This window comes from Pseudomonas sp. R28(2017) (genome assembly GCF_002112505.1).
GTDB lineage: Bacteria > Pseudomonadota > Gammaproteobacteria > Pseudomonadales > Pseudomonadaceae > Aquipseudomonas.
In genome coordinates this window covers 29,332-54,197 of sequence record NZ_NEHW01000009.1, presented here as the reverse complement: position 1 = coordinate 54,197, position 24,866 = coordinate 29,332, and the positions used below count along the sequence as shown (strand labels likewise).

Genomic DNA, 24,866 nt, shown 5'->3' with positions numbered 1-24,866 from the left:
AGCGGTAATCCTGTGGGAGCGGGCTTGCCCGCGAAGAATCCAGCGCGACGTGACGGCTTAGAAGGCCGGAACCACAGCGCCCTTGTACTTCTCGACGATGAACTGCTTCACCTCAGGCGAGTGCAGGGCAGCCGCCAGTTTCTTCATGTCTTCCGAATCCTTGTTGTCCGGGCGGGCAACCAGGATGTTCACGTACGGCGAGTCGCTGCCTTCGATGGCCAGCGCGTCCTTCTCCGGGTTCAGCTTGGCTTCCAACGCGTAGTTGGTGTTGATCAGGGCGATATCGACCTGGGTCAGCACGCGCGGGATGGTGGCTGCTTCCAGCTCACGGAACTTCACGCTTTTCGGGTTCTCGGCAACGTCCTTCACGGTCGACAGGATGTTGGTGTTGTCCTTGAGCTTGATCACGCCGGCCTTGTCCAGCAGCAGCAGGGCGCGGCCGCCGTTGGTGGCGTCGTTGGGGATGACCACGGTGGCGCCGGAGGACAGCTCGTCGAGCTTCTTGATCTTGGTCGAGTACACGCCCAGCGGCTCGATGTGCACGCCGGCAACGCTGACCAGGTTGGTGCCCTTGGCCTTGTTGAACTCATCCAGGTACGGCTGGTGCTGGAAGAAGTTGGCGTCCAGGCGCTTTTCGGCGACTTGCACGTTCGGCTGGATATAGTCGGTGAACTCCTTCACCTTGAGGTTGACGCCCTCTTTCGCCAGTTGCGGTTTGACGAAGTTGAGGATTTCGGCGTGCGGCACCGGGGTGGCGGCGACGGACAGATCACCGGCGTGGGCCGAGAAGGCCGCAACGGCGGCAGCGACAGCAAGCAGCTTCTTCATGAATCACTCCTTGTGAGGGCCGCGACGGCCCCCGAACGGGTCGGCCGGGCCGACCCCATTGGGGTTACTTACGGGAAAAATGCACGACCAGTTTGTCGCCCACGCTCTGCAGCACTTGAACCAGCACCAGCAACAGCACCACGGTGACGACCATCACATCGGTCTGGAAACGCTGGTAACCGAAGCGGATGGCCAGGTCGCCGAGGCCGCCAGCGCCGACCACACCGGCCATGGCGGTGTACGACACCAGGGTGATGGCGGTGACGGTAATCGCCGCGAAGATGCCCGGGCGGGCCTCCGGCAGCAGCGCGCTGGTGATGATCTGGCGAGTGGTGGCGCCCATCGACTGGGTGGCCTCGATGATGCCGCGGTCCACCTCGCGCAGGGCGGTTTCCACCAGGCGCGCGAAGAACGGCGTGGCACCCACCACCAGCGGCGGGATGGCGCCGGCGACGCCCAGCGAGGTGCCGGTGATCAGCACGGTGAACGGGATCATCACGATCAGCAGGATGATGAACGGCAGCGAGCGCAGGATGTTGACCACCAGCGACAGCAGCGCATACACGCCCTTCTGCTCGAACATCTGCTTCGGCCCGCAGAGGAACAGCAGCACGCCCAGCGGCAGGCCGAGCAGCACGGTGAAGAACAGCGAGCCGAACAGCATGATCATGGTATCGACGGTGGCCAGCCAGATTTCGGCCCAGTCGACGTTGGCGAAGAAATTCAGGGCGTCCATCAACGCAGTACCTCCATATGTACATCAGCTGCCTTGAAGCGGGCGAAGGCCGCTTCCATGTCTCCGCCGATCAGGGCGAGGGTGAGCTGGCCATAGGGGACATCCTTGATGCGGTCGATACGCCCGGCGAGGATGCTGTAGTCCACACCGGTTTCACGGGCCACGGTACCCAGCAGCGGCGCGTAGGTGGCGTCGCCCTGGAAGGTCAGGCGCACGATACGGCCTGGCACGTGGGCGAAGTCGTCGCGCTGTTCGCCTTCGTCGACCTGCTCGTCTTCCTGGACGAAACGCTTGGTGGTCGGGTGCTGCGGGTGCAGGAACACTTCGGCCACCGAGCCTTGCTCGACGATCTGGCCGGCGTCCATCACCGCCACGCGGTCGCAGACACGGCGGATCACGTCCATTTCGTGGGTGATCAGCACGATGGTCAGCTTCAGCTCACGGTTGATCTCGGCCAGCAGTTGCAGCACCGAAGCGGTGGTCTGCGGGTCGAGGGCGCTGGTGGCTTCGTCGCACAGCAGGATCTTCGGGTTGGTCGACAGCGCGCGGGCGATGCCGACGCGCTGCTTTTGCCCGCCGGAGAGCTGGGCCGGGTATTTCTTTGCGTGGTCCTGCAGGCCGACGCGGGCCAGCAGCTCGGTGACACGCTGGTCGATCTCGCTGCGCGACAGCTCGCCGGCCAGGGTCAGCGGCAGGGCGACGTTGTCGGCGACCGTCTTGGATGCCAGCAGGTTGAAGTGCTGGAAGATCATCCCGACCTGCTGGCGGAAGCCGCGCAGCTGGCTGGCGTTGAACGCGGTGACGTCTTCGCCGTCGACGATGATCGTGCCGCCAGAGGGCTCTTCGAGGCGGTTGATCAGGCGCAGCATGGTGCTTTTACCAGCGCCGGAATGGCCGATCAGGCCGAACACCTGGCCATTTTCAATGGTCAGGCTGGTCGGATTCAGTGCGGGGATTTCCCTACCGGCGACGCGGTAGGTCTTGTGTACCTGTTGGAACTCGATCACGTAGCGAACCTTGTGGGGCGCATGGAATTTGGGTCAGCGGTTGGCTGGGGTCGCGCATTTTAGCCTTTTCCCATAGCTGTTCTTAGCATTTATTTCGTAATGCACCAATCCTTCGGGCATATCGCGACAACCGGTAATCCTGATTGAACGCTCGACAAAGCCCTCCAGTCACTACTTGAACAAGCCCGACCAGGGCACTGAAGACTGATAAGGAGAGCCGTGATGCCCAGCAAGAAACCGGATTCGCCGAAACAGAGCCAACTCGCCGGTACCGACACCCCCGATCGGGCCAATTCCAACAGCAAACTGCAGGCCCTGGAAGTGGCTCGCAGCGATGCCACCGGCCAGGCCCTGCGGACCAACCAGGGCGTGCGCATCGCCGACAACCAGAACACGCTCAAGGCTGGCCCGCGCGGACCATCGCTGCTCGAAGACTTCATCATGCGCGAGAAGATCACCCACTTTGACCACGAGCGCATCCCTGAACGTATCGTGCATGCCCGTGGCACCGGCGCGCATGGCTTCTTCCAGAGCTACGGCAATCACGCCGAGCTGACCAAGGCGGGCTTCCTGCAGGACCCCGAGAAGATCACCCCGGTATTCGTGCGGTTTTCCACTGTGCAAGGCCCGCGCGGCTCGGGCGACACGGTGCGCGACGTGCGCGGGTTCGCCGTGAAGTTCTATACGGATGAAGGCAATTTCGACCTGGTGGGTAACAACATGCCAGTCTTCTTCATTCAGGACGCGATCAAATTCCCGGATTTCGTGCACGCAGTGAAACCGGAGCCGCATAACGAAATCCCCACCGGTGGTTCGGCTCACGACACCTTCTGGGACTTTGTCTCGCTGGTGCCGGAATCCGCCCACATGGTCATCTGGGCCATGTCCGACCGCGCCATCCCCCGCAGCCTGCGGATGATGGAAGGCTTCGGCGTGCATACCTTCCGCCTGATCAATGCCCAGGGCGTGGCGAGCTTCGTCAAGTTCCACTGGAAGCCGCGCCAGGGTGTGCACTCGCTTTTGTGGGACGAGGCTCAGAAACTTGCAGGCAAAGACACCGACTTTCAGCGCCGGGACCTGTGGGAAGCCATTGAGACGGGCGATTATCCGGAATGGGAACTGGGCGTGCAGATCGTGCCTGAGGCGGATGAACACAAGTTCGACTTCGACCTGCTCGACCCAACCAAGATCATTCCCGAAGAGCTGGTGCCGGTTACGCCGCTGGGCAAGATGGTGCTCAACCGTAACCCGGACAACTTCTTCGCTGAGGTGGAGCAGGTTGCCTTCTGCCCAGGCCATATCGTGCCGGGAATCGATTTCACCAATGACCCGTTGCTGCAGGGCCGGCTGTTCTCCTACACCGACACCCAGATCAGCCGTCTTGGCGGGCCGAATTTTCACCAGATCCCGATCAACCAGCCCGTTGCGCCAAACCACAACAATCAGCGCGATGCGCTTCATCAGCATGTGGTGCACAAAGGGCGAGCTTCCTATGAGCCTAATTCGATCGACGGCGGCTGGCCGAAAGAAACGCCACCTGCTGCTCAGGATGGGGGCTTCGAGAGCTACCAGGAACGCATCGACGCGCACAAGATTCGCCAGCGCAGCGAGTCGTTCGGGGATCACTTCTCACAGGCGCGACTGTTCTTCCAGAGCATGAGTGCGACCGAGCAGCAGCACATCATCAAGGCCTACAGCTTCGAGTTGGGCAAGGTCGAGCGTGAGCACATTCGAGCGCGCCAGGTGAATGAGATCCTTGCCAACATCGACCTGAAGCTGGCCGCCGCCGTCGCTGCCAACCTTGGCCTGCCAGCTCCCAAGGCCGGTACGGTGCAGGTCAAGGGTAGCCAGCTTGCGAAATCGCCGTCCTTGAGCCAGATGAACCACCCCGGTGTGGTGGGCATCAAGGGTCGCAAGATCGCGGTGCTGGTAGCCGATGGTGTAGACGGCGCAAGCGTCGACAAGCTGGTCAAGGCGCTGGAGGCCGAAAGCGCTCGGCCGAAGCTGTTGGGGCCAACTTCGGCGCCGGTCAAGACGGCGGATGGCAAGCAGCTGCCGGTAGATGCGTCGATGGAGGGGATGCCGTCGATCATGTTCGACGGGATTGTCGTGCCCAACGGGGTGGACAAGGCCTTGGCTTCCAGTGGGCTGGCGAAGCACTTTCTGCTGGAGGGCTACAAGCATCTGAAGGCGATGGTGCTGACCAAGGACTTGCTGAACAGCCTGGGGCTCAAGGAGGACAAGGGTTTGCTGCTTGGGGACGAGCAGAAGGTGATCGATGCCTTTGTCAAAGCGGTTGAAGGGCATCGGGTGTGGGAGCGGGAGGCTGCCGCAGAATCTATTCCTGCCTGACAGGGCCTCTTCGCGGGCAAGCCCGCTCCCACAGGTACTGCGCCGCCCTTGGGCTTGGTGCGATCCGTGTGGGAGCGGGCTTGCCCGCGAAGGCTTTAACGCTGATGCGGGACCAGCACCACCTGGGCCGGCATCGAGCGCTGGATCTCATGCTTCTGCTTCAACTTGAAGCCGCTGTCGAGCTTGTGCACGCGCTTTTCCAGCAGGTTTTTCAGCCACGGTGCATCCTGAGTGCGCGGTACCTGGAACACCACGTCGCACTGATAATTGACCACGTCCTTGGCAATTTCGTCGAGCTGGCGGCGCATCGCGTTGATGTCGGTGGTCTTCAGGGCGATCACGGTGCTCGGCGCAGTCGGATCGATCACTCGCGCCTGGGGTTTGGCCTCGGCAGCCTTAAGGGCCGCTTCTGCCTTCTCCAGCTCGGCCTTGCGTGCCTGGGTCACGGCATCGCCACCGGTCACTGCCGGTGCCTGCGGCATCAGCGCCCGGGCCCGGGCCAGCGCGGTAGCGGCGGCATTGACGTCGCCCTTCTGCAGCACGATCTGGCTGCGTTTCAGGTAGGCCTCTGCCAACTGGCGCTGGTTTTGCTCCAGGCGTGCGTCATCAGGCGACTGCGCCTGCAGGGCAGCCAGCTGGTCTTCGGCGGTGGCCAGCTCGTTGCTGGCGATACTCTGTTGCAGCTGCTGCCAGGCATCGGCTTGGGCAGGTGCATCGGCCTGCTCGACCGGCGCGCTGGAACACGCTGCCAGGAACAGGGAAAACGCGGCAACAAGCAGATAACGGGATGCGAACGGCTTCATTCCTGCGACTCTCTATTTGCGCAAAAAGCGAGCAAGTCTACACCCAGGTGCGCACGCTCGAAAATAAGTCTTACAGACCCTTTACCCGCGAAAAGGTTGCAGGGTGCACCTGTGCGCACCCCGGTTTTCAGCGTTTTGGCAGGGCCAGGCTCAGCAAGAATAGCACCGCCGCGCAGACCACGATCGATGGCCCGGCGGGGGTGTCCTTGAACCAGGACATGGCCAGGCCACCGCACACCGAGGTGATGCCGATCAGCGTGGCGGCCAGCGCCATCTGCTCTGGCGAGCGGGCGTGACGCTGTGCCGCAGCGGCGGGAATGATCAGCAGCGAGGTAATCAGCAGCACGCCGACGATCTTCATGGCCACGGCGATCACCACGGCGATCAGCAGCATCAGCGCCATGCGCAGGCCCGCCACGGGCAGCCCTTCGACCATGGCCAGTTCCTCATGCACAGTGATCGCCAGCAATGGCCGCCACAGCACGGCGAGCAGCAGCAGGACCAGCGCGCTGCCGCCCAGGATCCAGCCAAGGTCGGTGGTGCTGATGGCCAGCAGGTCGCCGAACAGGTAGGCCATCAGGTCGATGCGCACATCGTGCATGAAACTCAGCACCACCAGGCCCAGCGACAGGGTGCTGGGGGCGAGGATGCCGAGCAGGGTGTCGGAGGCCAGCGGCTGGCGTTGCTGCAAGGTCACCAGCAGGATCGCCAGCAGCAGGCAGCCCACGGTCACCGCCAGGGCCGGGCTGACATCCAGCACGAAGCCCATGGCCACGCCCAGCAGCGCGGCGTGGGACAGGGTGTCGCCGAAGTAGGCCATGCGCCGCCACACCACGAACGAGCCGAGCGGGCCCGCCACCACTGCCAGGGAAAGACCCGCAAGCAAGGCGTAAAGAAGAAAATCAGCCATGCTTGCAGTGCTCTCCGTGAACATGGGCGCCAGGGGCGACGACCGAGCCGTGCAGGTCGTGGCTGTGATCGTGATGGTGGTGGTAGACGGCCAGGCTCGGGGCGTTCTGGCCGAACAGCTCGACGAAGGCCGGGTCGTTGCTGACTTGCTCAGGGTGGCCCGAGCAGCACACGTGGCGGTTCAGGCAGACCACCTGGTCGGTGGCGCTCATGACCAGGTGCAGGTCATGGGAGACCATCAGCACACCGCAGCCGTGGCGGTCGCGCAGGCGGGTGATGAGGTTGTACAGCTCGGTCTGGCCGACCACGTCTACCCCTTGCACCGGCTCGTCGAGCACCAGCAGCTGCGGCTCGCGCAGCAGCGCCCGGGCCAGCAGCACGCGCTGCATCTCGCCACCGGAAATGGTCTGGATCGGGCTGTCGATGACCTGCTCGGCGCCCACTTCCTGCAAGGCCGACAAGGCAGCCGCGCGGTCTACGCCGGGCACCAGGCGCAAGAAGCGCAGCACCGACAGCGGCAGCGTGGCGTCCACCTGAATCTTCTGCGGCATGTAGCCGATGCGCAGCTTGGGCTTGCGCCAGACCTTGCCGCGATGGGGCTTGAGCAGCCCCAGCACGGCGCGCACCAGGGTGGTCTTGCCGGCGCCGTTGGGGCCGATCAGGGTGACGATCTGGCCGGGCGCCACCGACAGGTCGATGCTGTCGAGCACGGCCTCGCCGGCGAAGCTGACACCGACCTGCTCGAGGCGGATCAGGGCGTCGCTCATGCTGCGCTCCGGCAATTGGCGCACAGGCCGACGATTTCCACTGTCTGGGTTTCGACGCTGAAGCCCACGCCCTTGGCGCTGTTGATGATGGCGTCGCTGATGCTGTCCTGCTCCAGCTCGATGGCCACATGGCAGACCCGGCAGATCAGGAACTGACCCTGGTGCGCGTGCTCCGGGTGGCTGCAGCCGATGAAGGCGTTGAGCGAGGCGATACGGTGCACCAGGCCGTTTTCCAGGAGGAAGTCCAGGGCGCGGTACACGGTCGGCGGCGCGGCACGGCGGCCATCCTGCTCGCTGAGCACGGCAAGGATGTCGTAGGCGCCCAGCGGCTTGTGGCTTTGCCACACCAGCTCCAGCACACGCCGGCGCAGTGCGGTCAGGCGCAGGCCCTGGCGCGTGCACAGGGCATCGGCTTCGGACAATGCGCTGTGCACGCAATGGGAATGATCGTGGGGACGGTGAGCCAGCGGCGTGATGGACATGGGCAGCGACGGTTCTGGATGGAGACGTTATTATGTTACCTGTTTCTGACGAGTCGAGTATTCATCGTGTCCCGATTCCTTGTGCTTTTTGTCGCTTTCATCGCCTGCTCGGCGCAGGCCGACGTGCGTGTGCTGACCAGCATCAAACCCCTGCAGCAGATTGCCGCCGCCGTACAGGACGGCGTGGGCCAGCCGGACGTGCTGCTGCCGCCGGGCGCTTCGCCGCACCACTACGCCCTGCGCCCCTCCGATGTGCGCAAGGTCGGTGACGCCGACCTGCTGTACTGGATCGGCCCGGACATGGAGAATTTCCTGCCGCGGGTGCTGGGCAGCCGCAGCAAACCGACGGTGGCCGTGCAGTCGCTTTCAGGCATGAAGCTGCGCCACTTTGGTGAGGACAGCCATTCCCATGAGGAGGCGGATGAGGACGACCACGACCACGATCACCGCCCGGGCAGCCTGGATGCGCACCTGTGGTTGTCTTCGATCAACGCCCGGGTGATCGCGGCGAAGATGGCGGCTGACCTGGCGACGGCCGATCCGGCCAACGCTGCGCGTTACCAAAGCAACCTGAAAGCCTTCACCGAGCGCCTGGATGCCCTGGATGCACGGATCAAGGCGCGTGTGGCGGGTATCGCCGGCAAGCCCTATTTCGTGTTCCACGAGGCGTTCGACTACTTCGAGTCGGCCTATGGCCTGCAGCACACTGGCGTGTTCAGTGTGGCGTCCGAGGTGCAGCCGGGTGCGCAGCATGTGGCCGCGATGCGCAAGCGCCTGCAGGAAGTGGGCAAGACCTGTGTGTTCAGCGAACCACCGTTGCGCCCGCGCCTGGCCGAGACACTGACCGCTGGGTTGCCGGTACGTTTGGCGGAGCTGGATGCCCTGGGTGGCACCGATCCGGTGGATGCCAAGGGCTATGAGCGCCTGCTCGAGAAGCTCGGTGGTGACCTCGCAGGCTGCCTGGAGCAGTTGTAAGCCTGTTCCGGCCACTTCGCGGGCAAGCCCGCTCCCACAGGTTGTGCACAAGCCTCAAGGCTGACGCTATCCCTGTGGGAGCGGGCTTGCCCGCGAAAGCAGATGCGGTCTAGAGGGCGAACGGCAGGTGCAATGCCACCTGCTGGCGCTGCGCCAGGCGCACCTCGAACTCGCTCGGGTCATGGATCATCACATCCATCCCGGCAAACGATTCTGCGGCAATCAGGCGCGACAGCCAGAAGCGCACACAGCCTACCCGCAACATCTCCGGCCACAGCTCGGCTTCGGCAGCGGTAAACGGCCGCAGCGCCGCATAGGCCGCCAGCAGCGCCTGGGCGCGCGGCACATCGATCGCACCGTGCTCATCCAGGCACCAGTCGTTCACGGTGATGGCGATGTCATACAGCATCGGCCCGGAACAGGCGTTGTAGAAGTCGATGACGCCAGTCAGATGGGTCCCTTCGAACATCACGTTGTCGCGGAACAGGTCGGCATGCAGGTTGGCCCGTGGCAAGGCCAGGATCTGCGCCTTGTGCGCGGTGATCTCGTCCAGCGCAGGCTGCAACAGTGCCGCCTGCTCGGCGCTCAGGCGCGGCAGCAGTTCGGCACCAGATGCCAGCATCCAGTCCAGGCCTCGGTCGGTGCGGCGCTCGATGATGCGTTCGCGGGTGGCCAGGTGAATGTGCGCCAGCAGCTCGCCAACCTGGGCGCAGTGCTGGGCGTTCGGCGCCTTGATGTGCTTGCCCGACAGCCGCGGCTGCAGCAAGGCCGGCTTGCCGCACAGCTCGCGCAGGGCATTGCCGTCACGGTCCCGCAAGGCATAGGGCACCGGCATGTCGGCGTCGTGCAGCACGTCGAGCAGCTCGATGAAGAACGGCATGTCTTCGACCGGGCCGCGTTCGACCAGCGTCAGGACGAACTCCCCCTGTTCGAGGCTGACGAAGAAGTTGCTGTTCTCGGTACCGGCGGCAATGCCCTGGAAGTCGAGCAGACGGCCCAGCTCGTACGGCGCCAGAAAGGTTTCCAGCTCAGGCCGGGTCACGGGGGTGAAGACTGACATGATGAAAAAAAGCCCATACGGGCACTTCCGCCGGGAAGTGCCGGGTTGATGTGAACGGTGCGCGCGTCAGATTACCACTCGAAGATCTTCCAGGACGGGATCAGCATGTCCGGTTGGTCGGAACGAATGAAATTGGCATCAGTGCCATCGGCGCGGACCAGGAAATACGGCTTGCCGTTTTTCGGCGTGATCTTGATCGCATACAGGAAGCCGTTCTGCCGGTATTCCTGGATGGTTTTATCGCCTTCCGTGCGAATGGTCACCTCGGGATCGGCCGAGGGGGCGTCGTCCGCCGCCAGGGTGACGACCGGCATGGTTGCCATCAGGCCGAGCAGTAACAGGCGATTGAGTGTACGCATGATAACCTAGTCCCTTTGTCGTCATTGATCCGGCTATTCTAGCTCCGGACCCGCCGAAAAGGTTGATTCTGCTCATGAGCCAAGCGCCCCTCGTCCTGGTGGACGGTTCCTCCTACCTCTACCGCGCTTTCCACGCGCTGCCACCGCTGACCACGTCCAAGGGCATGCCGACCGGCGCGGTCAAGGGTGTGCTGAACATGCTCAAGAGCCTGCGCAAGCAATACCCCGACAGCCTGTTCGCCGTGGTCTTCGACGCCAAGGGCGGGACCTTCCGTGATGCCATGTTCGCCGAGTACAAGGCCAACCGCCCGAGCATGCCGGATGACCTGCGCGTGCAGGTCGAGCCATTGCATGCCAGCGTCAAGGCGCTGGGCTACCCGTTGCTGTGCGTCGAAGGCGTCGAGGCCGATGACGTGATCGGCACCTTGGCACGCAGCAGCGCGACTCAGGGCCGCCCGGTGATCATCTCGACCGGCGACAAGGACATGGCGCAGCTGGTGGACGGCCATGTGACGCTGGTCAACACCATGACCGGCAGTGTGCTGGACGTGGCCGGCGTGCACGAAAAGTTCGGCGTTGGCCCGGAACACATCATCGACTTCCTCGCCCTGATGGGCGACAAGGTCGACAACATCCCGGGTGTGCCGGGCGTTGGTGAAAAAACCGCGGTTGGCCTGCTGACCGGCATCGGCGGTGGCCTGAGCGATCTGTACGCCAACCTCGACAAGGTTCCGGCCCTGGCCATCCGTGGCGCCAAGACCCTGCCCGCCAAGCTCGAAGAGCACCGCGACGCGGCGTTCCTGTCCTATGAGCTGGCCACCATCAAGTGCGATGTGCCGCTTGACGTCGAGGTCGAAGCACTGGTTTGTGGCGAACCGGACCGCGAGGCGCTGTTGGCGCTCTACACCGAGATGGAGTTCAAGAGCTGGATCGCCGATGTACAGCGCGACGCGGCCAAGGCTGGCGATGACATCGCCCCCATCGAAGAGCCTGCGGCCAAGGTCGAACCCAAGTATGAAACCATCCTCGACCAGGCCCGCTTCGACGCCTGGCTGGAAAAACTGCGACAGGCGCCGCTGTTCGCCTTCGACACCGAGACCACCAGCCTGGACGCCCAGCAGGCGCAGCTGGTTGGCCTGTCGTTCGCCGTAGAGCCCCATGAAGCGGCTTATGTGCCGCTGGCCCACGACTACGAAGGCGCCCCGGCCCAGCTGGACCGCGAGGCTGTGCTGCTGGCGCTGAAGCCGCTGCTGGAAGACCCGGCCAAGGCCAAGGTCGGGCAGAACGCCAAGTACGACATCAATATCCTCGCCAACACCTCGCCTGCCATCGAGATGCGCGGCGTGGCCTACGACACCATGCTCGAGTCTTACGTGCTCAATTCCACTGCCACCCGTCACGACATGGACAGCCTGGCGCTGAAATACCTCGACCACACCACCATCGCCTTCGAGGACATCGCCGGCAAGGGTGCCAAGCAGCTGACCTTCAACCAGATCAACCTGGACAAGGCCGGCCCTTACGCCGCCGAGGACGCCGACATCACCCTGCGCCTGCACCACGCGCTGCAGGCGCGCCTGGCGCAGACGCCAAGCGTGCAGCCGGTGCTGATGGACATCGAAATGCCGCTGGTGCCGGTACTGGCCAAGATCGAGCGCCAGGGCGCGCTGGTCGATGCCGCGTTGCTGCACGTACAAAGCGGCGAGCTGGGCGTGAAGATGGCCGAACTGGAGCAGCGTGCCTACGCGCTGGCCGGCGAGGAATTCAACCTCGGTTCGCCCAAGCAGCTGGGGGCGATCCTCTATGACAAGCTGGGCATGCCGGTACTGAGCAAGACCGCCAAGGGCCAGCCATCCACCGCCGAAGCGGTGCTCGACGAGCTGGCAGAGCAAGGCTATCCGCTCCCCGAAGTACTGATGCAGTACCGCAGCCTGAGCAAGCTCAAGAGCACCTACACCGACAAGCTGCCAGGGCAGATCAACCCGCGCACCGGGCGTATTCACACCTCCTACCAGCAGGCCGTGGCCGCCACCGGTCGCCTGTCGTCGAGCGACCCTAACCTGCAGAACATCCCGATTCGTACCGCCGAGGGCCGGCGCATTCGCCAGGCCTTCGTTGCCAGCCCCGGCTACAAACTGCTGGCGGCGGACTATTCGCAGATCGAACTGCGCATCATGGCCCACCTGGCCAAGGACGAAGGCCTGCTGCATGCCTTCCGCAATGATCTGGACGTGCACCGCGCGACGGCGGCGGAAGTGTTCAGCGTGGCGCTGGAAGAGGTCACCACCGACCAGCGCCGCAGCGCCAAGGCCATCAACTTCGGCCTGATCTACGGCATGAGCGCGTTCGGCCTGGCCAAGCAGATTGGCGTCGACCGCAAGCAGTCGCAGGATTACATCGACCGCTACTTCGCCCGCTACCCGGGCGTGCTGGCCTACATGGAGCGCACCCGCGCCCAGGCGGCGGAGCAAGGCTTCGTCGAAACCCTGTTCGGCCGTCGCCTGTACCTGCCGGACATCAACGCCAAGAACCCGGCCCTGCGCAAGGGTGCCGAGCGCACGGCGATCAACGCGCCGATGCAGGGCACTGCCGCCGACATCATCAAGCGCGCCATGGTCAACGTCGACAACTGGCTGAGCGCGAGCGGGCTGGACGCGCGCGTGATCCTGCAAGTGCACGACGAACTGGTGCTGGAAGTGCGTGAGGACTTGGTCGCACAGGTAAAAGATGAAATTCGCACGCACATGAGCAACGCCGCACAGCTGGATGTTCCGCTAGTGGTCGAAGCAGGTGTTGGCTCGAATTGGGACGAAGCTCACTGATTGAGCAGGGAAAGGTGTGTAGGATCTGCGGCGTGGTGACGCGGATCCTGGCATGGCTCGATGCCATTAGTTCGAGAGTTTCATGAAACTATCGCAAATAGTTTTGAGGGCTCCGGAACTAAACCGGTGAAGCGGGACTCAGAGTAACTGAATGGCTGGTGAAGCCTTTCGATGCTCCTATGTTGTGTTAAGTGTTGGCAGATACCTGGACCCCGCCCTAGCGGTCCAGACTTGAACCCCGAACTTCCCCCTCCCCATACGAAGTCCGGGGTTTTTTTTGCCCGGAATTTGACTTGCAGCGGGCGAATAACCCTGTGGGAGCGGGCGTGCCCGCGAAAAACCCAGCGCGGTGTCTGGCCTGGGCTTCGCCCAGGTTCGCGGGCTCGCCCGCTCCCACAGGGTCAGTGAACTGCCATCAAACAGCTGGCTTGTCTTCCAGTTCCATCCAGCCCGCCAGCACCCGGTAGGCCTCTTCCAGGCCCAGGCGCTTGGGTGCCGAGAACAGCTGGATGGTCGCCGCGTCACCCCATCCCTTGCGAATTTCCGACTGCACCTTGAGCAGGGTGTTCTTGCCGGCGCCGTGGGTGAGTTTGTCGGCCTTGGTCAGCAGGATATGCATCGGCATGCCGCTGGCCTTGGCCCAGTCGAGCATCATCTTGTCGAAGTCGGTCATCGGGTGGCGCACATCCATCATCAAGATGATGCCCTTCAGGCAATCCCGGCTGCCCAGATAGGCCTCCAGGTGCTTCTGCCAGTGTTGCTTGAGCGGAATCGGGACTTTTGCATATCCGTAGCCCGGCAGGTCGACCAAACGCCGTTCATCGTCCAGACTGAAGAAATTCAACAGCTGGGTGCGCCCCGGGGTTTTCGAGGTACGCGCCAGGCTGGCATGAGTCAGGGTATTGAGGGCGCTGGATTTGCCGGCGTTGGAACGGCCGGCGAAAGCCACCTCGTAACCCTGGTCGTCCGGGCATTGTTCGACCTTGGCAGCGCTGAGGGCGAATTTGGCTTTCTGGCAGAGGCCGAGGATGGGGTTCTTGACTTGCATGGGATATCCGATGTGGGTGTTGCCAAAGCCTAGGCCGGCAAGCGGTGTCGTTTCCGTTTGGATGGCGGAAGTATATAATGCCCCAGTTTTTGTGTGCTCATTCTCCCAGCGAAGGGGAATGCGCATGGGGTGTCGAACAATAGCTCGCGCATCAGAACGCAGCGCGTCCCCCAACCCTGTCAGGTCGTTTCGCATGGCGAAATGGCTGCTAGCTGTCGGTATGTTCCTGCCGTTTTTCAGCGCACAGGCTACACAGGATCCCGAGGTGTTGTACAACCGCACGTGTGCGGCCTGTCACGCCGGGCAGTTGCCACAGGCACCCAAGAAGGGTGACCCGGCAGCTTGGGAGCCAAGGCTGGCGCAAGGCATGGAGCAACTGGTGGTGCATGTTACCCAGGGTTTCAAGGCTATGCCGCCGCGTGGATTGTGCATGGACTGCAGTGCCGAGGACTACCGTTTGGTCATCCTTTGGATGAGCGGCAGTCCCGATACATAACATTTCACCCTTAGCCGTGTTGGATTAGCTGATGAACAAACTAGTCGTGAGTCTGCTGTTGACCCTGGGTGTCGCAGGTGCGGCCACTGCTGCAGAACCCATCAAAGGCGATGCCGCCGCCGGCCAGGCCAAGACTGCCGTCTGTGGTGCCTGCCACAACCCCGACGGCAACAGCCTGGCGCCGAACTTCCCGAAACTGGCCGGCCAGGGCCAGCGCTATCTGGAAAAACAACTGCACGACATCAAGTCGGGCAAACGCACCGTGCTGGAAATGACCGGCATGCTGGCCAACTTCAGTGACCAGGACCTGGCGGACATCGCGGCCTGGTTCTCCAGCCAGAAGGGCAGCGTCGGTGCCGCCGATCCCAAGCTGGTCGAACGCGGCCGCGCGCTGTTCAATGGCGGCAACCTGGAAAAAGGCATGCCGGCCTGTACCGGCTGCCACTCGCCCAACGGCGCCGGTATCGCCCTCGCCGGCTTCCCGCACCTGGGTGGCCAACATTCGCAGTACGTGACCAAGCAGCTCACCGACTTCCGTGAGGGCAACCGCACCAACGACGGCGATGCGATGACCATGCGCACCATCGCCGGCAAGCTGAGCAATCACGAGATCGAAGCACTGGCCAGCTACATCCAGGGCCTGCATTAACATTCGGTTAATGCTGCAACGCTAAAGATGAAAGGGCGGCGCGGGCCGCCCTTTTTTCTGTCCGCAGCCGTTACACTACAGAACTCGGGCCCTTCGCCACCGGTCTCAGCACGGTCGCGTCGAGGCGACCAATGAATGCTCAGGAGTAAAGCATGCGTAAACTGATTCTCAGCGCCGCGCTGGTCGCTGCCAGCGTCTTCGGTATGACTGCCGTACAGGCCGCGGAGCCTGCCACCGCCGGCAAGGAATACATCGAGCTGAGCAACCCTGTTCCGGTGTCCCAGCCAGGCAAGATCGAAGTGGTCGAGCTGTTCTGGTACGGCTGCCCCCACTGCTACCACTTCGAGCCGACCATCAACCCGTGGGTCGACAAGCTGCCCAAGGACGTCAACTTCAAGCGCGTGCCGGCCATGTTCGGCGGCCCATGGGACGCCCACGGCCAGATGTTCCTGACCCTCGAAGCCATGGGCGTCGAGCACAAGGTGCATGCCGCGGTGTTCGACGCCATCCAGAACCAGCACAAGCGCCTGACCGACCCGAACGACATGGCCGACTTCCTCGCCACCCAGGGCGTCGACAAAGACAAGTTCCTCGCCACCTTCAACTCGTTCGCCATCAAGGGCCAGGTCAACCAGGCCAAGGAACTGGCGAAGAAGTACGAAATCACCGGCGTACCGAGCATGGTGGTCAACGGCAAGTACCGCTTCGACCTGGGTACCGCTGGCGGGCCGGAAGGCGTGCTGAACGTCGCCGACCAACTGATCGAGAAGGAGCGCGCCGCTAAGTAAGCGGCGTACCCCATGCGCCGCTTCAGAACCGCGCGTGGCATTGGCCTGCACCAGCCGCAGGTCAACGAGCATCACTTGCAGGCCCCAGGCCTGCCCGAGGATGGTCGTCTGCGGCTGCTCAGCTTCAACATCCAGGTGGGTATCAGTACCGAGCGCTACCGGCATTACCTGACGCGCAGCTGGCAGCACTTGCTGCCGCACACCGGCCGGGCTGGCAACCTGCAGAAAATCGGCCAACTGCTCAGTGATTTCGACCTGGTGGCCCTGCAGGAGGCCGATGGCGGCAGCCTGCGCTCAGGCTACGTCAACCAGGTGGAGCACCTGGCTCAGCTGGGGGCCTTCCCTTACTGGTACCAGCAGCTCAATCGCAACCTCGGGCGTTTCGCCCAGCACAGCAATGGCGTGCTCAGCCGCCTCAAGCCGCAACACCTTGAAGATCACCCACTGCCCGGCCCGGCCGGCCGTGGTGCGATCCTGGTGCGCTTCGGCGAGGGTGAGGACGCGCTGATCGTGGTCATGATGCACCTGGCCCTGGGTGCCAAGACGCGTGCCCTGCAGCTGGCCTACATCCGTGAGCTGATTGGCGGCTACCGCCACCAGGTACTCATGGGGGACATGAACACCCACGCCACCGACCTGCTTGAGCACTCGCCCCTGCGCGATCTGGGCCTGATCGCCCCCCAGGTCGAAGCCACCTTCCCCAGCTGGCGCCCGCAGCGCTGCCTGGATCACATCCTGCTCAGCCCGAGCCTGACCCTGGAGCGGGTCGAGGTGCTGGCACAGCCCATTTCAGATCACCTTCCCGTTGCGGTGGAGATCCGATTGCCTGATGCACTGACTGTGGATACGCTGCCGGTCTTGAGCTAGATCAGCTAAAGCGCGGCAAGCCCTCAAGTGTTCGCGGGGCGCGCCGACAGCGTGTCATTACACAGCCCACAGATGCATTACCCGTCGCGGATCCAGGCATGACCGAAGAAGCCGAGCGCTGGAAAGAAAAATACCTTAAAAGCATCGAACAGCAGGAAAAACTCGAGCGCCGCTGGAATGCGCGCCTCGACCTGCTGCGCCGTGGCCTGGTGCGCAGCACCCTCGCGGCCGAAGGCAGCGACAAGGTCGTCGACCAGTGCATGAAGGAAATGCGCGAGGTCATCCGCAGCGACAACATGGACGCCGGCCTTGCCGGGCTGATTCCGCGCCTTGAAAAAGCGGTGCTGGATTCCGAGCAGCGTCGGGAAACCCGCATGAATCAGGTCAGTGATGCCCTGAACGCACTGGTTACCCAGCTTCAAGGCTTGCCGTTGCCCGGTGAAGTTGCCCGGCCTCTGAAAAAACTGGCGAAAAAGCTCGATGGTGGTGTCGCCCAGTCACGTGAGCTGCCGCCCCTGCTGGGTGAGCTCAGTGGCCTGCAAGGCCGTGCCCTTTCTTCGTTGAGCAAGGCGGATGACGAGGCCAGGCCGGGCTTCCTGCAGCGTCTGTTCGGTAACCGCGATAACGAGCCGCAGGCAGAGGACGCTCAGGTTGTGCAGCTTCAGCCGCAGATCACCCCGGCTGAAACCCAACCGCAGCCGGACGGGCCTGTACTGGTGGACTTGCCGCCGCGTGACGCGGACGAGCTGCAACCTCTGGCTACTGCCGCGCCTGCCCCGGAGCCTGAAGAAGCTGCTCATGCCACCGAGCGGGAGGCGCTTGCTGAGCCACAGGCCGTTGAGCAACCGGTAATGGCCCAGCCAGAAGCTGAGCCGCAGGCCGCCGAGGCTGCCGAATTACAGGAACAGCCCGAGCCGCTGGCGGCCCCGGTGCCGGCGACACTCGAAGAAGTGTTCGGTGAGGACGGCCCTTACTCCCTGCCCGATGCGGTAGAGCCGCCGTACAGCCAGGTCGCGGCGCACATCGAACAGACGCTGATCGGCCTGCTGGACGACCTCAGCCTGCCGGAACGCCACAAGGCCCAGGCCCTTGAGATGCGCGAGCGGGTGGCACGCGGGCTGAACTGGTATGAACTGATCCCGGTGCTCGATGACCTGGCCGTGCTCATGCTGGCGATCACCGACAGCGGGCAGCATGAGTTCGAGACTTACCTGCAGCAGCTCAACGAACGCCTCGACAGCTTCCAGAGCCACTTGCACGAAGCCAGTGCCGGCCATGCCGACAACAGTTCCGCTGCGCGCGAACTGGACAGCCAGCTGCGCGAACAGGTCGATGGCCTGCAAAGCAGTGTGCAGGGCGCAGTGGATGTAGACAGCCTCAAGCACATCCTGGAAAGCCGCCTGGAAGGGCTGCTGGGTACCATGGACGAGCACCAGCTCGAGCGTGATCGCCGCGAGCAGGAGCTTGCCGGGCGCCTGCAGGGCCTGGCCGAGCGGGTCGCCAGCATGGAGCAGGAAGCGCTTGGCTACCGTGAACACCTGGAAGAGCAGCGGCAGAAGGCGCTGATCGATCCACTGACCGGGCTGCCCAATCGCGCGGCCTGGACCGAGCAGGTGGAGCGTGAAATGCTCGACTGGCAGGAAAACGGCGGTCACCTGGCCATGGCCATCCTCGACCTGGACCATTTCAAGCGCATCAATGACAGTTACGGCCACCTGGCCGGCGACAAGGTGCTGAAGATTGTTGCCGACCAGCTGCGCAAACGCCTGCGCGCGCGTGACTTCATCGCCCGGTTCGGCGGCGAAGAGTTCGTGCTGTTGCTGCCGCAGACGTCTCCGGCAGCCGCTGCCCAGGTTGCCGAAGCGCTACGCGCGGCAATCGAGGCCTGCCCGTTCCATTTCAAGGGCGAGCGCGTGGTCATCACCACTTCCATCGGCTTGAGTGCCTTCCGTTCCGGCGAACGGGGTGACCAGGTGCTCAAGCGCGCCGATGCCGCACTTTATCGGGCCAAAGATTCAGGACGAAACCGGGTGGAGCAAGGATAAGTCTGATACTCCAGTATCCGTTATCCTATTGCATTACCCATACTGCCCTGGCTTTTCCCATGAAAGCGTTGTTATCCGCATTGCTGCTGCTGACTCTGGCCGGTTGCTCGACCGGCCTGCGCATCGACCGCAGCCACCCTTCCGCCAACCAGGACAACCGTATCCAGTTCGTCGTCCTGCACTACACCAACGCCTCGCTGGAGCGTTCGCTGGCATTGCTGACCCACGGCGAAGTCAGCGCCCACTACCTGATTGGCGACGGCCCGGCCACGGTCTACCAGCTGGTCGACGAGAACCGCCGCGCCTGGCATGCCGGTGACAGCCAGTGGCAGGGGCGCACCTGGCTGAACTCCAGCTCCATCGGCATCGAGATCGTCAACCCGGGGTTCGACGAAACCGCCAATGGACGCGTCTGGTACCCGTATAGCGAGGCGCAGATCCAGTCGTTGATCGCGTTGCTCAAGGACATCGTCAAGCGCAACAACATCGAGCCGCGGCACATCATCGGCCACAGCGACATTGCCCCATCGCGCAAGCTCGACCCTGGCCCGTTGTTCCCCTGGAAGCGCCTGGCGGATGCAGGCCTCGGCATCTGGCCCGAGCCCAATGCCGTGGCCCGCCAGCAGGCTTACTTCAACGTCAACCCACCGACCATCGGTTGGTACCAGCAGGAGCTGGCGCGCTTTGGCTATGCCATCGAGCAGACCGGGCAGCTCGATGTCACCACGCGGCACGTCATCGCGGCCTTCCAGATGCACTTCCGCCCGCAGCGTTTCGACGGCATGCCGGACGCGCAAACCGCTGCCATGCTGTCGGTGCTGAACCGCATGCGCTAAGGCGAATTGCATTCGGGCGCTAAACGGCAGAGCCGATTCTCATTCCAGTTGCTATACCTTGTTAATCAACTGGATGCTGCCCATGTCTGCCCTGATTTCTGCATTGCGCCAATTTTTTTACCGCCCCTGGATGCTGGCCTCCCTGGCAGCATTGGCCAGCGCCGCAGTATTGCTGACCGCCAGCATCGGTATCGCGCTGCAGCAGATGAAGGAAAGCGAGAGCGCGCAGATGAACGCCCAGGGCGAGCGCTTTCTCGACCGCCTGGAGCAGGTATTCGGCCAACTGCGCGAGGGCGTCGACGAACTGCAGGCGCAGTCGCTGCGCGGCTGCAGCCCGGCGATGATCTCGGTGTTGCAGCAGGTCGGGCTGGGTTCGCGCTTCATCTATGAAGCGGCCTATGTCGATGCCAATGTCGCCTGCTCCAATCGGGGCGGGGCACGGGCCTTCGTGCCGACGCGAGCGCCGGATATCCAGGGCCCGACGTACAGCTACTGGCTCAATACCACCACTGAACCCAACGAAAACCTCGCCGCCCTGATGCTTGCGCGGGGTAATTTCCTGGTCTCCACCTCACGCGGGCACCTGACCGACGTGGTCGACCTGCCACCGGGCGGCAGCTTGCTGGTGGTCCTGGATAACGGCACGCGCGCAATCCCGGTGCTCGGCCCGCCCCAGGCCTGGCCGCCGACCAGTGGCTGGCCGCCACCCAGCCAGAAGTCGCTGTTCGAGCTACGTGATCGGCTGGTCTATCGTATGCCGACCAAGTCGCCGGACTACCAGTTGGTGCTGATCGCGCCGCGGGCCAGTCTGCCGTTGCGCATGAACGGCATGCTCTGGCTGTTGTTCCCGGGCAGTGTGCTGGCCGCGTGCTGCATTGGCTGGCTGGTGCTGCAGTTGATCCTGCAGCGGCGTTCGATGAGTTCCGAACTGCAGAATGCCCTGCGTCGGGGCGAGCTGCAGGTGCTGTATCAGCCGATCATCGAGCTCGACAGCCGCCGCTGTGTCGGTGCCGAGGCCCTGGTGCGCTGGCGCCGCCCCGACGGTTCGCTGACCAGCCCGGACCTGTTCATCCCCCTGGCGGAAAACACCGGGCAGATTCGCCAGATCACCGATTTTGTGCTGCAACGCGTGCTGGAGCAGTTGGGCCAGCTGCTGCGCTCCCATCGCAACCTTTATATCTCGGTGAACCTGGCCGCCTGTGACGTGATGGTGCCGCGCATTGGCCGGGTGGCGGCTCGGTTGCTGGCGCTGCACCGTGTCGCCGCCAGCCAGATTGCCTTTGAAGTCACCGAGCGCGGGCTGATCGATGTGGTGGTGGCGCGGGATAACCTGCAAGCCCTGCGTGCGGTCGGCCACCAGGTGCTGATCGATGACTTCGGCACGGGCTATTGCAGCCTGGCCTACCTGCAGACTTTGCCGGTGGACTGCCTGAAGATCGACAAGGCGTTCATCGATGCCCTGGGGCATGACGCCGCCAGCAGCGGGGTGGCGCCGCACATCATTCGCATGGCCCATGACCTGCATTTGCGGGTGATTGCCGAGGGCATCGAGTGCGAGGCGCAGGCGGTGTTGCTCAACAGCGAGGGGGTCAACTATGGCCAGGGCTGGTTGTTCGCCCACCCGCTCAATGCCCGGCAGTTTGCCGAGCTGGTGACCCGCGGCCGGCAGCCGCGGCGGGCACGGATCGATGATGAGCCCTGAGCGCGGGCAGCGTCAGACTGGCAGGGCCATGTAGAACTGTGTGCCCTGCCCTGGGCGTGAAAACACGCCCATGCGCCCGCCATGCAACTGCACGATTTCCTTGCACAGAGCCAGGCCCAACCCCGCACCGCCTTTCTTGCGCCCCACCTGCACGAACGGTTCGAAGATCCGCCCTTGCTGGCCATAGGCGATGCCTTCACCGTTGTCCTCGACGCTGATGATCACCCGCTCCGCGTGCCGCCGTGCATGCAGGCGGATGCGCCCGCCGCTGGCGGTATGGCGAATGGCGTTGTTCAACAGGTTGTCCAGCACCCGGTCGAGCTGCGCGATGTCCGCCTGGATGCGTGGCAGTGGAGGTTCCAGCGCTTTGATCAGTTCGATCTGTTTGTTGGCAGCCTGGTCGCCGAAGCGTGCTTGCGCCCTGTCGAGCAGTTCGTCGATGGCGCACGGGGCAAGCTCGAGCTTCTGCAGGCCGCTCTGGTAGCGCGAGAAGTTGAGCAGGTCGTTGATCAGCTGGGTCAGGCGCTGCATTTCTTCGCCGATGGTCTCCAGCAGATCGTTCTCGCGCGCCTCGGGCGGGAACTTGAGGCGCTCGCGCAACAGGCCGAACGCCATGTGCATGCCCGTTACCGGGGTGCGCAGTTCATGCGAGGCACGCAGTACGAACTCGCTGCGCACGCGTTCGAAGGCGCGTTGCTCGGTGACATCGTGCAACACCATGACCGCACCCAGAATCGGGCCTTGCGGGTGGCTGACGGGGGTCAGGCTGTAGGTCAGCAGGCGGGATTCTTCATCCACCTCGATGCTCAGGTCCTCCGGTGGGCGATCCAGGCTGCCGCCACGCAGCACCTGGCGCAGCTGTTGTTCCAGTTCCGGGCGCTGCAGCGCTTCGGCCAGGCCTCTGCCGACGCGGCTGTCACTCCAGCCCAGCTGCCGCTGTGCGACCGGGTTGAGGTGCTCGAGGTGCCCCTGGCGGTCGATGATCAGCAAACCATCGTCGATGCTGTCGAGCACGGCCTGCAGGCGCTGCTGGCCAGCCAACAGTTCATCGACATTGGTGGCCTGGTGCTTGCGCAGGGCGTCGGCCATCAGCCCGAAGCGGCGGGTCAGCTGGTTGAGTTCGATGGCTTGGGTGACTGGCAGGGTGATGTCGAAATCACCCTGGCCGAGCTGGTCGGCGGCCTTAGCCAGCGCTTCGATCGGTTGGCCGAAGCGGCGGGCGATGTTGTGCGCGGTGACGAAGCCGAGTACCAGCACCACCAGCCCCATCAGGCCCAGCACGCCGCTGACCAGCAGGGCGCGGTCGCGAGTATGTTCTTCGCTGCGCGTGATGTGATCGAGGGCTTGCTTGTGCGAATCGATCAGGTCGGTGCGTACCTGGTTGAAAGCCGCGCCCAGTGGTTGTTCCGTGCCCATGCTGCGGGCCGGGGCCGGGCTGTCGCGGTAGGCCTGCAAGAATGCCTGGTAGTTGCTGCTGGCCTTGCTGAAGCCTGTGCGTTCACCCCCTTGCGCCAGGCCCTGGTTGAGCAGTTCCTGGAAGTTGTCCTGCAGGGTTCGCAGATTGTCCGGGGCGGTGTCCTCGTCCAGCAGCAGCGTCAGTTGCTCGCCAAGGTTCTGCCGCAGTTTCAAACCCACTTCCAGCGCATGGGTGGTTTCGCGCACCGACTGCTGCTGTACCGTGGCCATCTGCAGCACGCTTACCAATCCCAGCATCAGGCCCAGCAGGGCCACGGTCACCAAAGCCGAGATGCTGAGAAAGAGCCGCGTGCGCAGCTTCATCGGCAGCCTCATAGGTTGTACTGCTTGCGCTTGCGGTAAAGCGTGGAAGCGTCGATGCCGAGGGTCTTGGCGGCCTGGTCGAGGGTATCGCTGGCGGCAAGTACCGCGCCGATGTGCGCGCGTTCCAGTTCATCCAGGCTCATGGCCGCGCCTACCCGGGGCGCATTGCCTGCGGGCTGCTCGCCCATGCCGAGGTGGCTGATTTCGACGCGCTCCTGCGGGCAGATGATGCTGGCACGTTCGATGACGTTGCGCAGTTCGCGGATGTTGCCCGGCCAGCGGTAGTTGAGCAGCGCACTGCGCGCTTCGTCGCTGAAGCCACGGGCCGGGCGGGCGTATTCCTTGACGAAGCGCGCCAGGAAGCGGTCGGCCAGGGTCAGGATGTCCTCGCTGCGCTCGCGCAGCGGCGGCAGGTGCAAGGTAATGACATTGAGGCGGTACAGCAGGTCTTCGCGGAAGCGGTTCTCGCGCACCATGTCGTCCAGGTTGAGGTTGGTCGCCGCGAGAATGCGCACGTCGGCGCGGCGGGTGACCGGGTCGCCTACCCGCTCGTATTCCTTGTCCTGGATGAAACGCAGCAGTTTGGGCTGCAAGGTCAGGGGGAAATCGCCGATCTCATCGAGAAACAGCGTGCCACCGTCCGCCTGGTTCACCCGGCCCAGCGTACTTTCGCTGGCGCCGGTAAACGCCCCGCGGGTATGGCCGAACAGTTCGCTTTCCATCAGTTCGGCATTCAGCGACGGGCAGTTGATGGTCACGCAGGCCTTGCGCGCCCGCTTGCTCCAGCCATGGATGGCGCGGGCCAGTTCGCCTTTGCCGGTACCCGACTCGCCGAGGATGAGGATGTTGGCATCGGTGGTGGCGACCTGTCGGGCGGTTTCCAGCACCGCCATCATCGCCGGGCTGTGCGAGTCGAGGCCGTCCTTGGGCTTGCGCACTTCCCCTTCGAGGGCTTCCAGGCGCGCCGAAAGCTGGCGGACCTCCAGTTGCTTGGCGGTGGCCAGGCGCAGCTGGTCGGGGCTGCAGGGTTTGACCAGGTAATCGGCGGCGCCGGCCTGGATGGCATCGACTGCGGTGTCGATCGCCGAATGCGCGGTGACGATCACTACTCGCATCCACGGTGCCTGAATGCGCATCTGCGCCAGCACATCGAGGCCATTGTCCTCGCCCAGGCGCAGGTCGAGGAAGCACAGGTCGAACACCTGGCGCTGGAGCAAGGCATCAGCCTGCGCGGCGCTGTTGGCCGTGGCCACGCTGTAGCCTTCGTCTTCCAGGCAGTAGCGGAAGGTGCGCAGGATCGCGGACTCGTCATCCACCAGCAGAATGCGGCCTTGGTTGTCCTGGGCTGATTCCATTTCCTGCGCTCCTTCGGGTAGTTCTTCAATTAGTGTGGGAAAAATCGGGCAAGTTGCACGGTCAATTGTGAAGGAATCGGACCTTTGCATGCTAGCCAATGGCCAAATCTCACGCAGACGCCGGATATCTCGATGATTTTCTTAGAGCAACGAGCTGGCACATTGGTTGCGACGATTTTCTGCTTTTGCCAACTAAAGGAG

Annotated in this window: 21 protein-coding genes and 1 pseudogene; 10 read left to right on the top strand and 12 right to left on the bottom strand. The window is 63.6% G+C overall.

The genetic code is table 11. The annotated features are described in order from the left end of the window. Positions 1 to 57: 57 nt before the first annotated feature. The 3 genes from CAF78_RS16785 to CAF78_RS16775 form a co-directional block, all read right to left on the bottom strand. On the bottom strand, positions 58 to 828 hold the full coding sequence (locus tag CAF78_RS16785) for a MetQ/NlpA family ABC transporter substrate-binding protein (protein WP_085676614.1): 771 nt from the start codon (positions 826 to 828) through the stop codon (positions 58 to 60). A gap of 64 nt (positions 829 to 892) precedes the next feature. Continuing rightward, positions 893 to 1,564 carry a methionine ABC transporter permease gene (locus CAF78_RS16780; RefSeq protein ID WP_010951513.1) on the bottom strand — a complete coding sequence of 224 codons (672 nt, stop codon included), beginning with the start codon at positions 1,562 to 1,564 and terminating at the stop codon, positions 893 to 895. Continuing rightward, on the bottom strand, positions 1,564 to 2,571 hold the full coding sequence (locus CAF78_RS16775) for a methionine ABC transporter ATP-binding protein (protein ID WP_085676615.1): 1,008 nt from the start codon (positions 2,569 to 2,571) through the stop codon (positions 1,564 to 1,566). Before CAF78_RS16775 ends, CAF78_RS16780 begins: the two co-directional genes overlap by 1 nt. Positions 2,572 to 2,793: 222 nt before the next feature. Here CAF78_RS16775 and katE point away from each other — a divergent pair, with 222 nt between their 5' ends. Then, entirely contained in the window at positions 2,794 to 4,923 is a 2,130-nt protein-coding gene (katE, locus tag CAF78_RS16770) for a catalase HPII (RefSeq protein WP_085676616.1), read from the top strand. A 95-nt stretch (positions 4,924 to 5,018) separates the two neighbouring features. Here the strand turns inward: katE and CAF78_RS16765 are convergent, their stop codons facing one another. The 4 genes from CAF78_RS16765 to zur all read right to left on the bottom strand — a co-directional run bounded on the left by CAF78_RS16765 (position 5,019) and on the right by zur (position 7,884). Next, complete coding sequence (locus CAF78_RS16765) at positions 5,019 to 5,726, bottom strand: PA5502 family lipoprotein (RefSeq protein WP_085676617.1); 708 nt, start codon at positions 5,724 to 5,726, stop codon at positions 5,019 to 5,021. A 127-nt stretch (positions 5,727 to 5,853) separates the two neighbouring features. Then, a complete protein-coding gene (gene znuB, locus CAF78_RS16760) occupies positions 5,854 to 6,636 on the bottom strand; it encodes a zinc ABC transporter permease subunit ZnuB (protein WP_085676618.1) in 783 nt (260 codons plus the stop codon). Then, the gene (gene znuC, locus CAF78_RS16755; protein ID WP_085676619.1) at positions 6,629 to 7,402 is read right to left on the bottom strand and encodes a zinc ABC transporter ATP-binding protein ZnuC; all 774 of its coding nucleotides are present in this window, start codon (positions 7,400 to 7,402) and stop codon (positions 6,629 to 6,631) included. The genes znuB and znuC overlap by 8 nt, the downstream gene beginning before the upstream one ends. Beyond that, on the bottom strand, positions 7,399 to 7,884 hold the full coding sequence (gene zur, locus CAF78_RS16750; RefSeq protein WP_027917183.1) for a zinc uptake transcriptional repressor Zur: 486 nt from the start codon (positions 7,882 to 7,884) through the stop codon (positions 7,399 to 7,401). The genes znuC and zur overlap by 4 nt, the downstream gene beginning before the upstream one ends. 18 nt (positions 7,885 to 7,902) lie before the next feature. Between zur and CAF78_RS16745 the strand changes: the two genes are divergently transcribed. Then, positions 7,903 to 8,859 (top strand): zinc ABC transporter substrate-binding protein, encoded by a 957-nt coding sequence (locus CAF78_RS16745; protein WP_085676620.1) that lies wholly within the window; start codon positions 7,903 to 7,905, stop codon positions 8,857 to 8,859. A 109-nt stretch (positions 8,860 to 8,968) separates the two neighbouring features. Here CAF78_RS16745 and CAF78_RS16740 read toward each other — a convergent pair whose 3' ends face one another. Together CAF78_RS16740 and CAF78_RS16735 are read right to left on the bottom strand one after the other, a co-directional pair. Then, complete coding sequence (locus CAF78_RS16740) at positions 8,969 to 9,919, bottom strand: homoserine kinase (protein ID WP_085676621.1); 951 nt, start codon at positions 9,917 to 9,919, stop codon at positions 8,969 to 8,971. Positions 9,920 to 9,990: 71 nt separating this feature from the next. Then, positions 9,991 to 10,278, bottom strand: coding sequence for a DUF2782 domain-containing protein (locus CAF78_RS16735; RefSeq protein WP_085676622.1), 288 nt, complete (start codon positions 10,276 to 10,278; stop codon positions 9,991 to 9,993). Between the two features lie 74 nt (positions 10,279 to 10,352). Here CAF78_RS16735 and polA point away from each other — a divergent pair, with 74 nt between their 5' ends. Further along, positions 10,353 to 13,100, top strand: a complete 2,748-nt coding sequence (gene polA / locus CAF78_RS16730; protein WP_085676623.1) for a DNA polymerase I — start codon at positions 10,353 to 10,355, stop codon at positions 13,098 to 13,100. A 415-nt stretch (positions 13,101 to 13,515) separates the two neighbouring features. Here the strand turns inward: polA and yihA are convergent, their stop codons facing one another. Next, entirely contained in the window at positions 13,516 to 14,148 is a 633-nt protein-coding gene (yihA, locus tag CAF78_RS16725) for a ribosome biogenesis GTP-binding protein YihA/YsxC (RefSeq protein WP_085676624.1), read from the bottom strand. 193 nt (positions 14,149 to 14,341) lie between these two features. On the opposite strand from yihA, the gene CAF78_RS16720 reads away from it, so the two are divergent. The 7 genes and pseudogenes from CAF78_RS16720 to CAF78_RS16690 all read left to right on the top strand — a co-directional run bounded on the left by CAF78_RS16720 (position 14,342) and on the right by CAF78_RS16690 (position 21,531). Beyond that, positions 14,342 to 14,644: a cytochrome c5 family protein gene (locus CAF78_RS16720; RefSeq protein ID WP_085676625.1), complete on the top strand. Its 303-nt coding sequence runs from the start codon at positions 14,342 to 14,344 to the stop codon at positions 14,642 to 14,644. Positions 14,645 to 14,675: 31 nt separating this feature from the next. After that, a complete protein-coding gene (locus CAF78_RS16715; protein WP_079230207.1) occupies positions 14,676 to 15,293 on the top strand; it encodes a cytochrome c in 618 nt (205 codons plus the stop codon). A gap of 152 nt (positions 15,294 to 15,445) precedes the next feature. Next, complete coding sequence (gene dsbA, locus CAF78_RS16710; RefSeq protein WP_085676626.1) at positions 15,446 to 16,081, top strand: thiol:disulfide interchange protein DsbA; 636 nt, start codon at positions 15,446 to 15,448, stop codon at positions 16,079 to 16,081. A gap of 34 nt (positions 16,082 to 16,115) precedes the next feature. Further along, positions 16,116 to 16,948 (top strand): annotated as a pseudogene (locus CAF78_RS16705) (endonuclease/exonuclease/phosphatase family protein). Between the two features lie 98 nt (positions 16,949 to 17,046). Then, entirely contained in the window at positions 17,047 to 18,993 is a 1,947-nt protein-coding gene (locus tag CAF78_RS16700) for a GGDEF domain-containing protein (RefSeq protein ID WP_085676628.1), read from the top strand. Positions 18,994 to 19,052: 59 nt separating this feature from the next. After that, positions 19,053 to 19,829 (top strand): N-acetylmuramoyl-L-alanine amidase, encoded by a 777-nt coding sequence (locus CAF78_RS16695; protein ID WP_085676629.1) that lies wholly within the window; start codon positions 19,053 to 19,055, stop codon positions 19,827 to 19,829. A gap of 82 nt (positions 19,830 to 19,911) precedes the next feature. Then, entirely contained in the window at positions 19,912 to 21,531 is a 1,620-nt protein-coding gene (locus CAF78_RS16690) for an EAL domain-containing protein (protein WP_027917195.1), read from the top strand. Between the two features lie 12 nt (positions 21,532 to 21,543). Here the strand turns inward: CAF78_RS16690 and CAF78_RS16685 are convergent, their stop codons facing one another. Further along, complete coding sequence (locus tag CAF78_RS16685) at positions 21,544 to 23,322, bottom strand: KinB sensor domain-containing domain (RefSeq protein WP_085676630.1); 1,779 nt, start codon at positions 23,320 to 23,322, stop codon at positions 21,544 to 21,546. After that, positions 23,319 to 24,665 carry a sigma-54-dependent response regulator transcription factor AlgB gene (algB, locus tag CAF78_RS16680; protein ID WP_085676631.1) on the bottom strand — a complete coding sequence of 449 codons (1,347 nt, stop codon included), beginning with the start codon at positions 24,663 to 24,665 and terminating at the stop codon, positions 23,319 to 23,321. The genes CAF78_RS16685 and algB overlap by 4 nt, the downstream gene beginning before the upstream one ends. Positions 24,666 to 24,866: the final 201 nt, after the last annotated feature.

Coding starts and splice junctions, on each gene's coding strand:
- CAF78_RS16785 (WP_085676614.1), bottom strand. CDS start 828: ATGAAGAAGCTGCTTGCTGTCGCTGCCGCCGTTGCGGCCTTCTCGGCC.
- CAF78_RS16780 (WP_010951513.1), bottom strand. CDS start 1,564: ATGGACGCCCTGAATTTCTTCGCCAACGTCGACTGGGCCGAAATCTGG.
- katE (WP_085676616.1), top strand. CDS start 2,794: ATGCCCAGCAAGAAACCGGATTCGCCGAAACAGAGCCAACTCGCCGGT.
- CAF78_RS16765 (WP_085676617.1), bottom strand. CDS start 5,726: ATGAAGCCGTTCGCATCCCGTTATCTGCTTGTTGCCGCGTTTTCCCTG.
- znuB (WP_085676618.1), bottom strand. CDS start 6,636: ATGGCTGATTTTCTTCTTTACGCCTTGCTTGCGGGTCTTTCCCTGGCA.
- znuC (WP_085676619.1), bottom strand. CDS start 7,402: ATGAGCGACGCCCTGATCCGCCTCGAGCAGGTCGGTGTCAGCTTCGCC.
- zur (WP_027917183.1), bottom strand. CDS start 7,884: ATGTCCATCACGCCGCTGGCTCACCGTCCCCACGATCATTCCCATTGC.
- CAF78_RS16745 (WP_085676620.1), top strand. CDS start 7,903: ATGGAGACGTTATTATGTTACCTGTTTCTGACGAGTCGAGTATTCATC.
- CAF78_RS16740 (WP_085676621.1), bottom strand. CDS start 9,919: ATGTCAGTCTTCACCCCCGTGACCCGGCCTGAGCTGGAAACCTTTCTG.
- CAF78_RS16735 (WP_085676622.1), bottom strand. CDS start 10,278: ATGCGTACACTCAATCGCCTGTTACTGCTCGGCCTGATGGCAACCATG.
- polA (WP_085676623.1), top strand. CDS start 10,353: ATGAGCCAAGCGCCCCTCGTCCTGGTGGACGGTTCCTCCTACCTCTAC.
- yihA (WP_085676624.1), bottom strand. CDS start 14,148: ATGCAAGTCAAGAACCCCATCCTCGGCCTCTGCCAGAAAGCCAAATTC.
- CAF78_RS16720 (WP_085676625.1), top strand. CDS start 14,342: ATGGCGAAATGGCTGCTAGCTGTCGGTATGTTCCTGCCGTTTTTCAGC.
- CAF78_RS16715 (WP_079230207.1), top strand. CDS start 14,676: ATGAACAAACTAGTCGTGAGTCTGCTGTTGACCCTGGGTGTCGCAGGT.
- dsbA (WP_085676626.1), top strand. CDS start 15,446: ATGCGTAAACTGATTCTCAGCGCCGCGCTGGTCGCTGCCAGCGTCTTC.
- CAF78_RS16700 (WP_085676628.1), top strand. CDS start 17,047: ATGACCGAAGAAGCCGAGCGCTGGAAAGAAAAATACCTTAAAAGCATC.
- CAF78_RS16695 (WP_085676629.1), top strand. CDS start 19,053: ATGAAAGCGTTGTTATCCGCATTGCTGCTGCTGACTCTGGCCGGTTGC.
- CAF78_RS16690 (WP_027917195.1), top strand. CDS start 19,912: ATGTCTGCCCTGATTTCTGCATTGCGCCAATTTTTTTACCGCCCCTGG.
- CAF78_RS16685 (WP_085676630.1), bottom strand. CDS start 23,322: ATGAGGCTGCCGATGAAGCTGCGCACGCGGCTCTTTCTCAGCATCTCG.
- algB (WP_085676631.1), bottom strand. CDS start 24,665: ATGGAATCAGCCCAGGACAACCAAGGCCGCATTCTGCTGGTGGATGAC.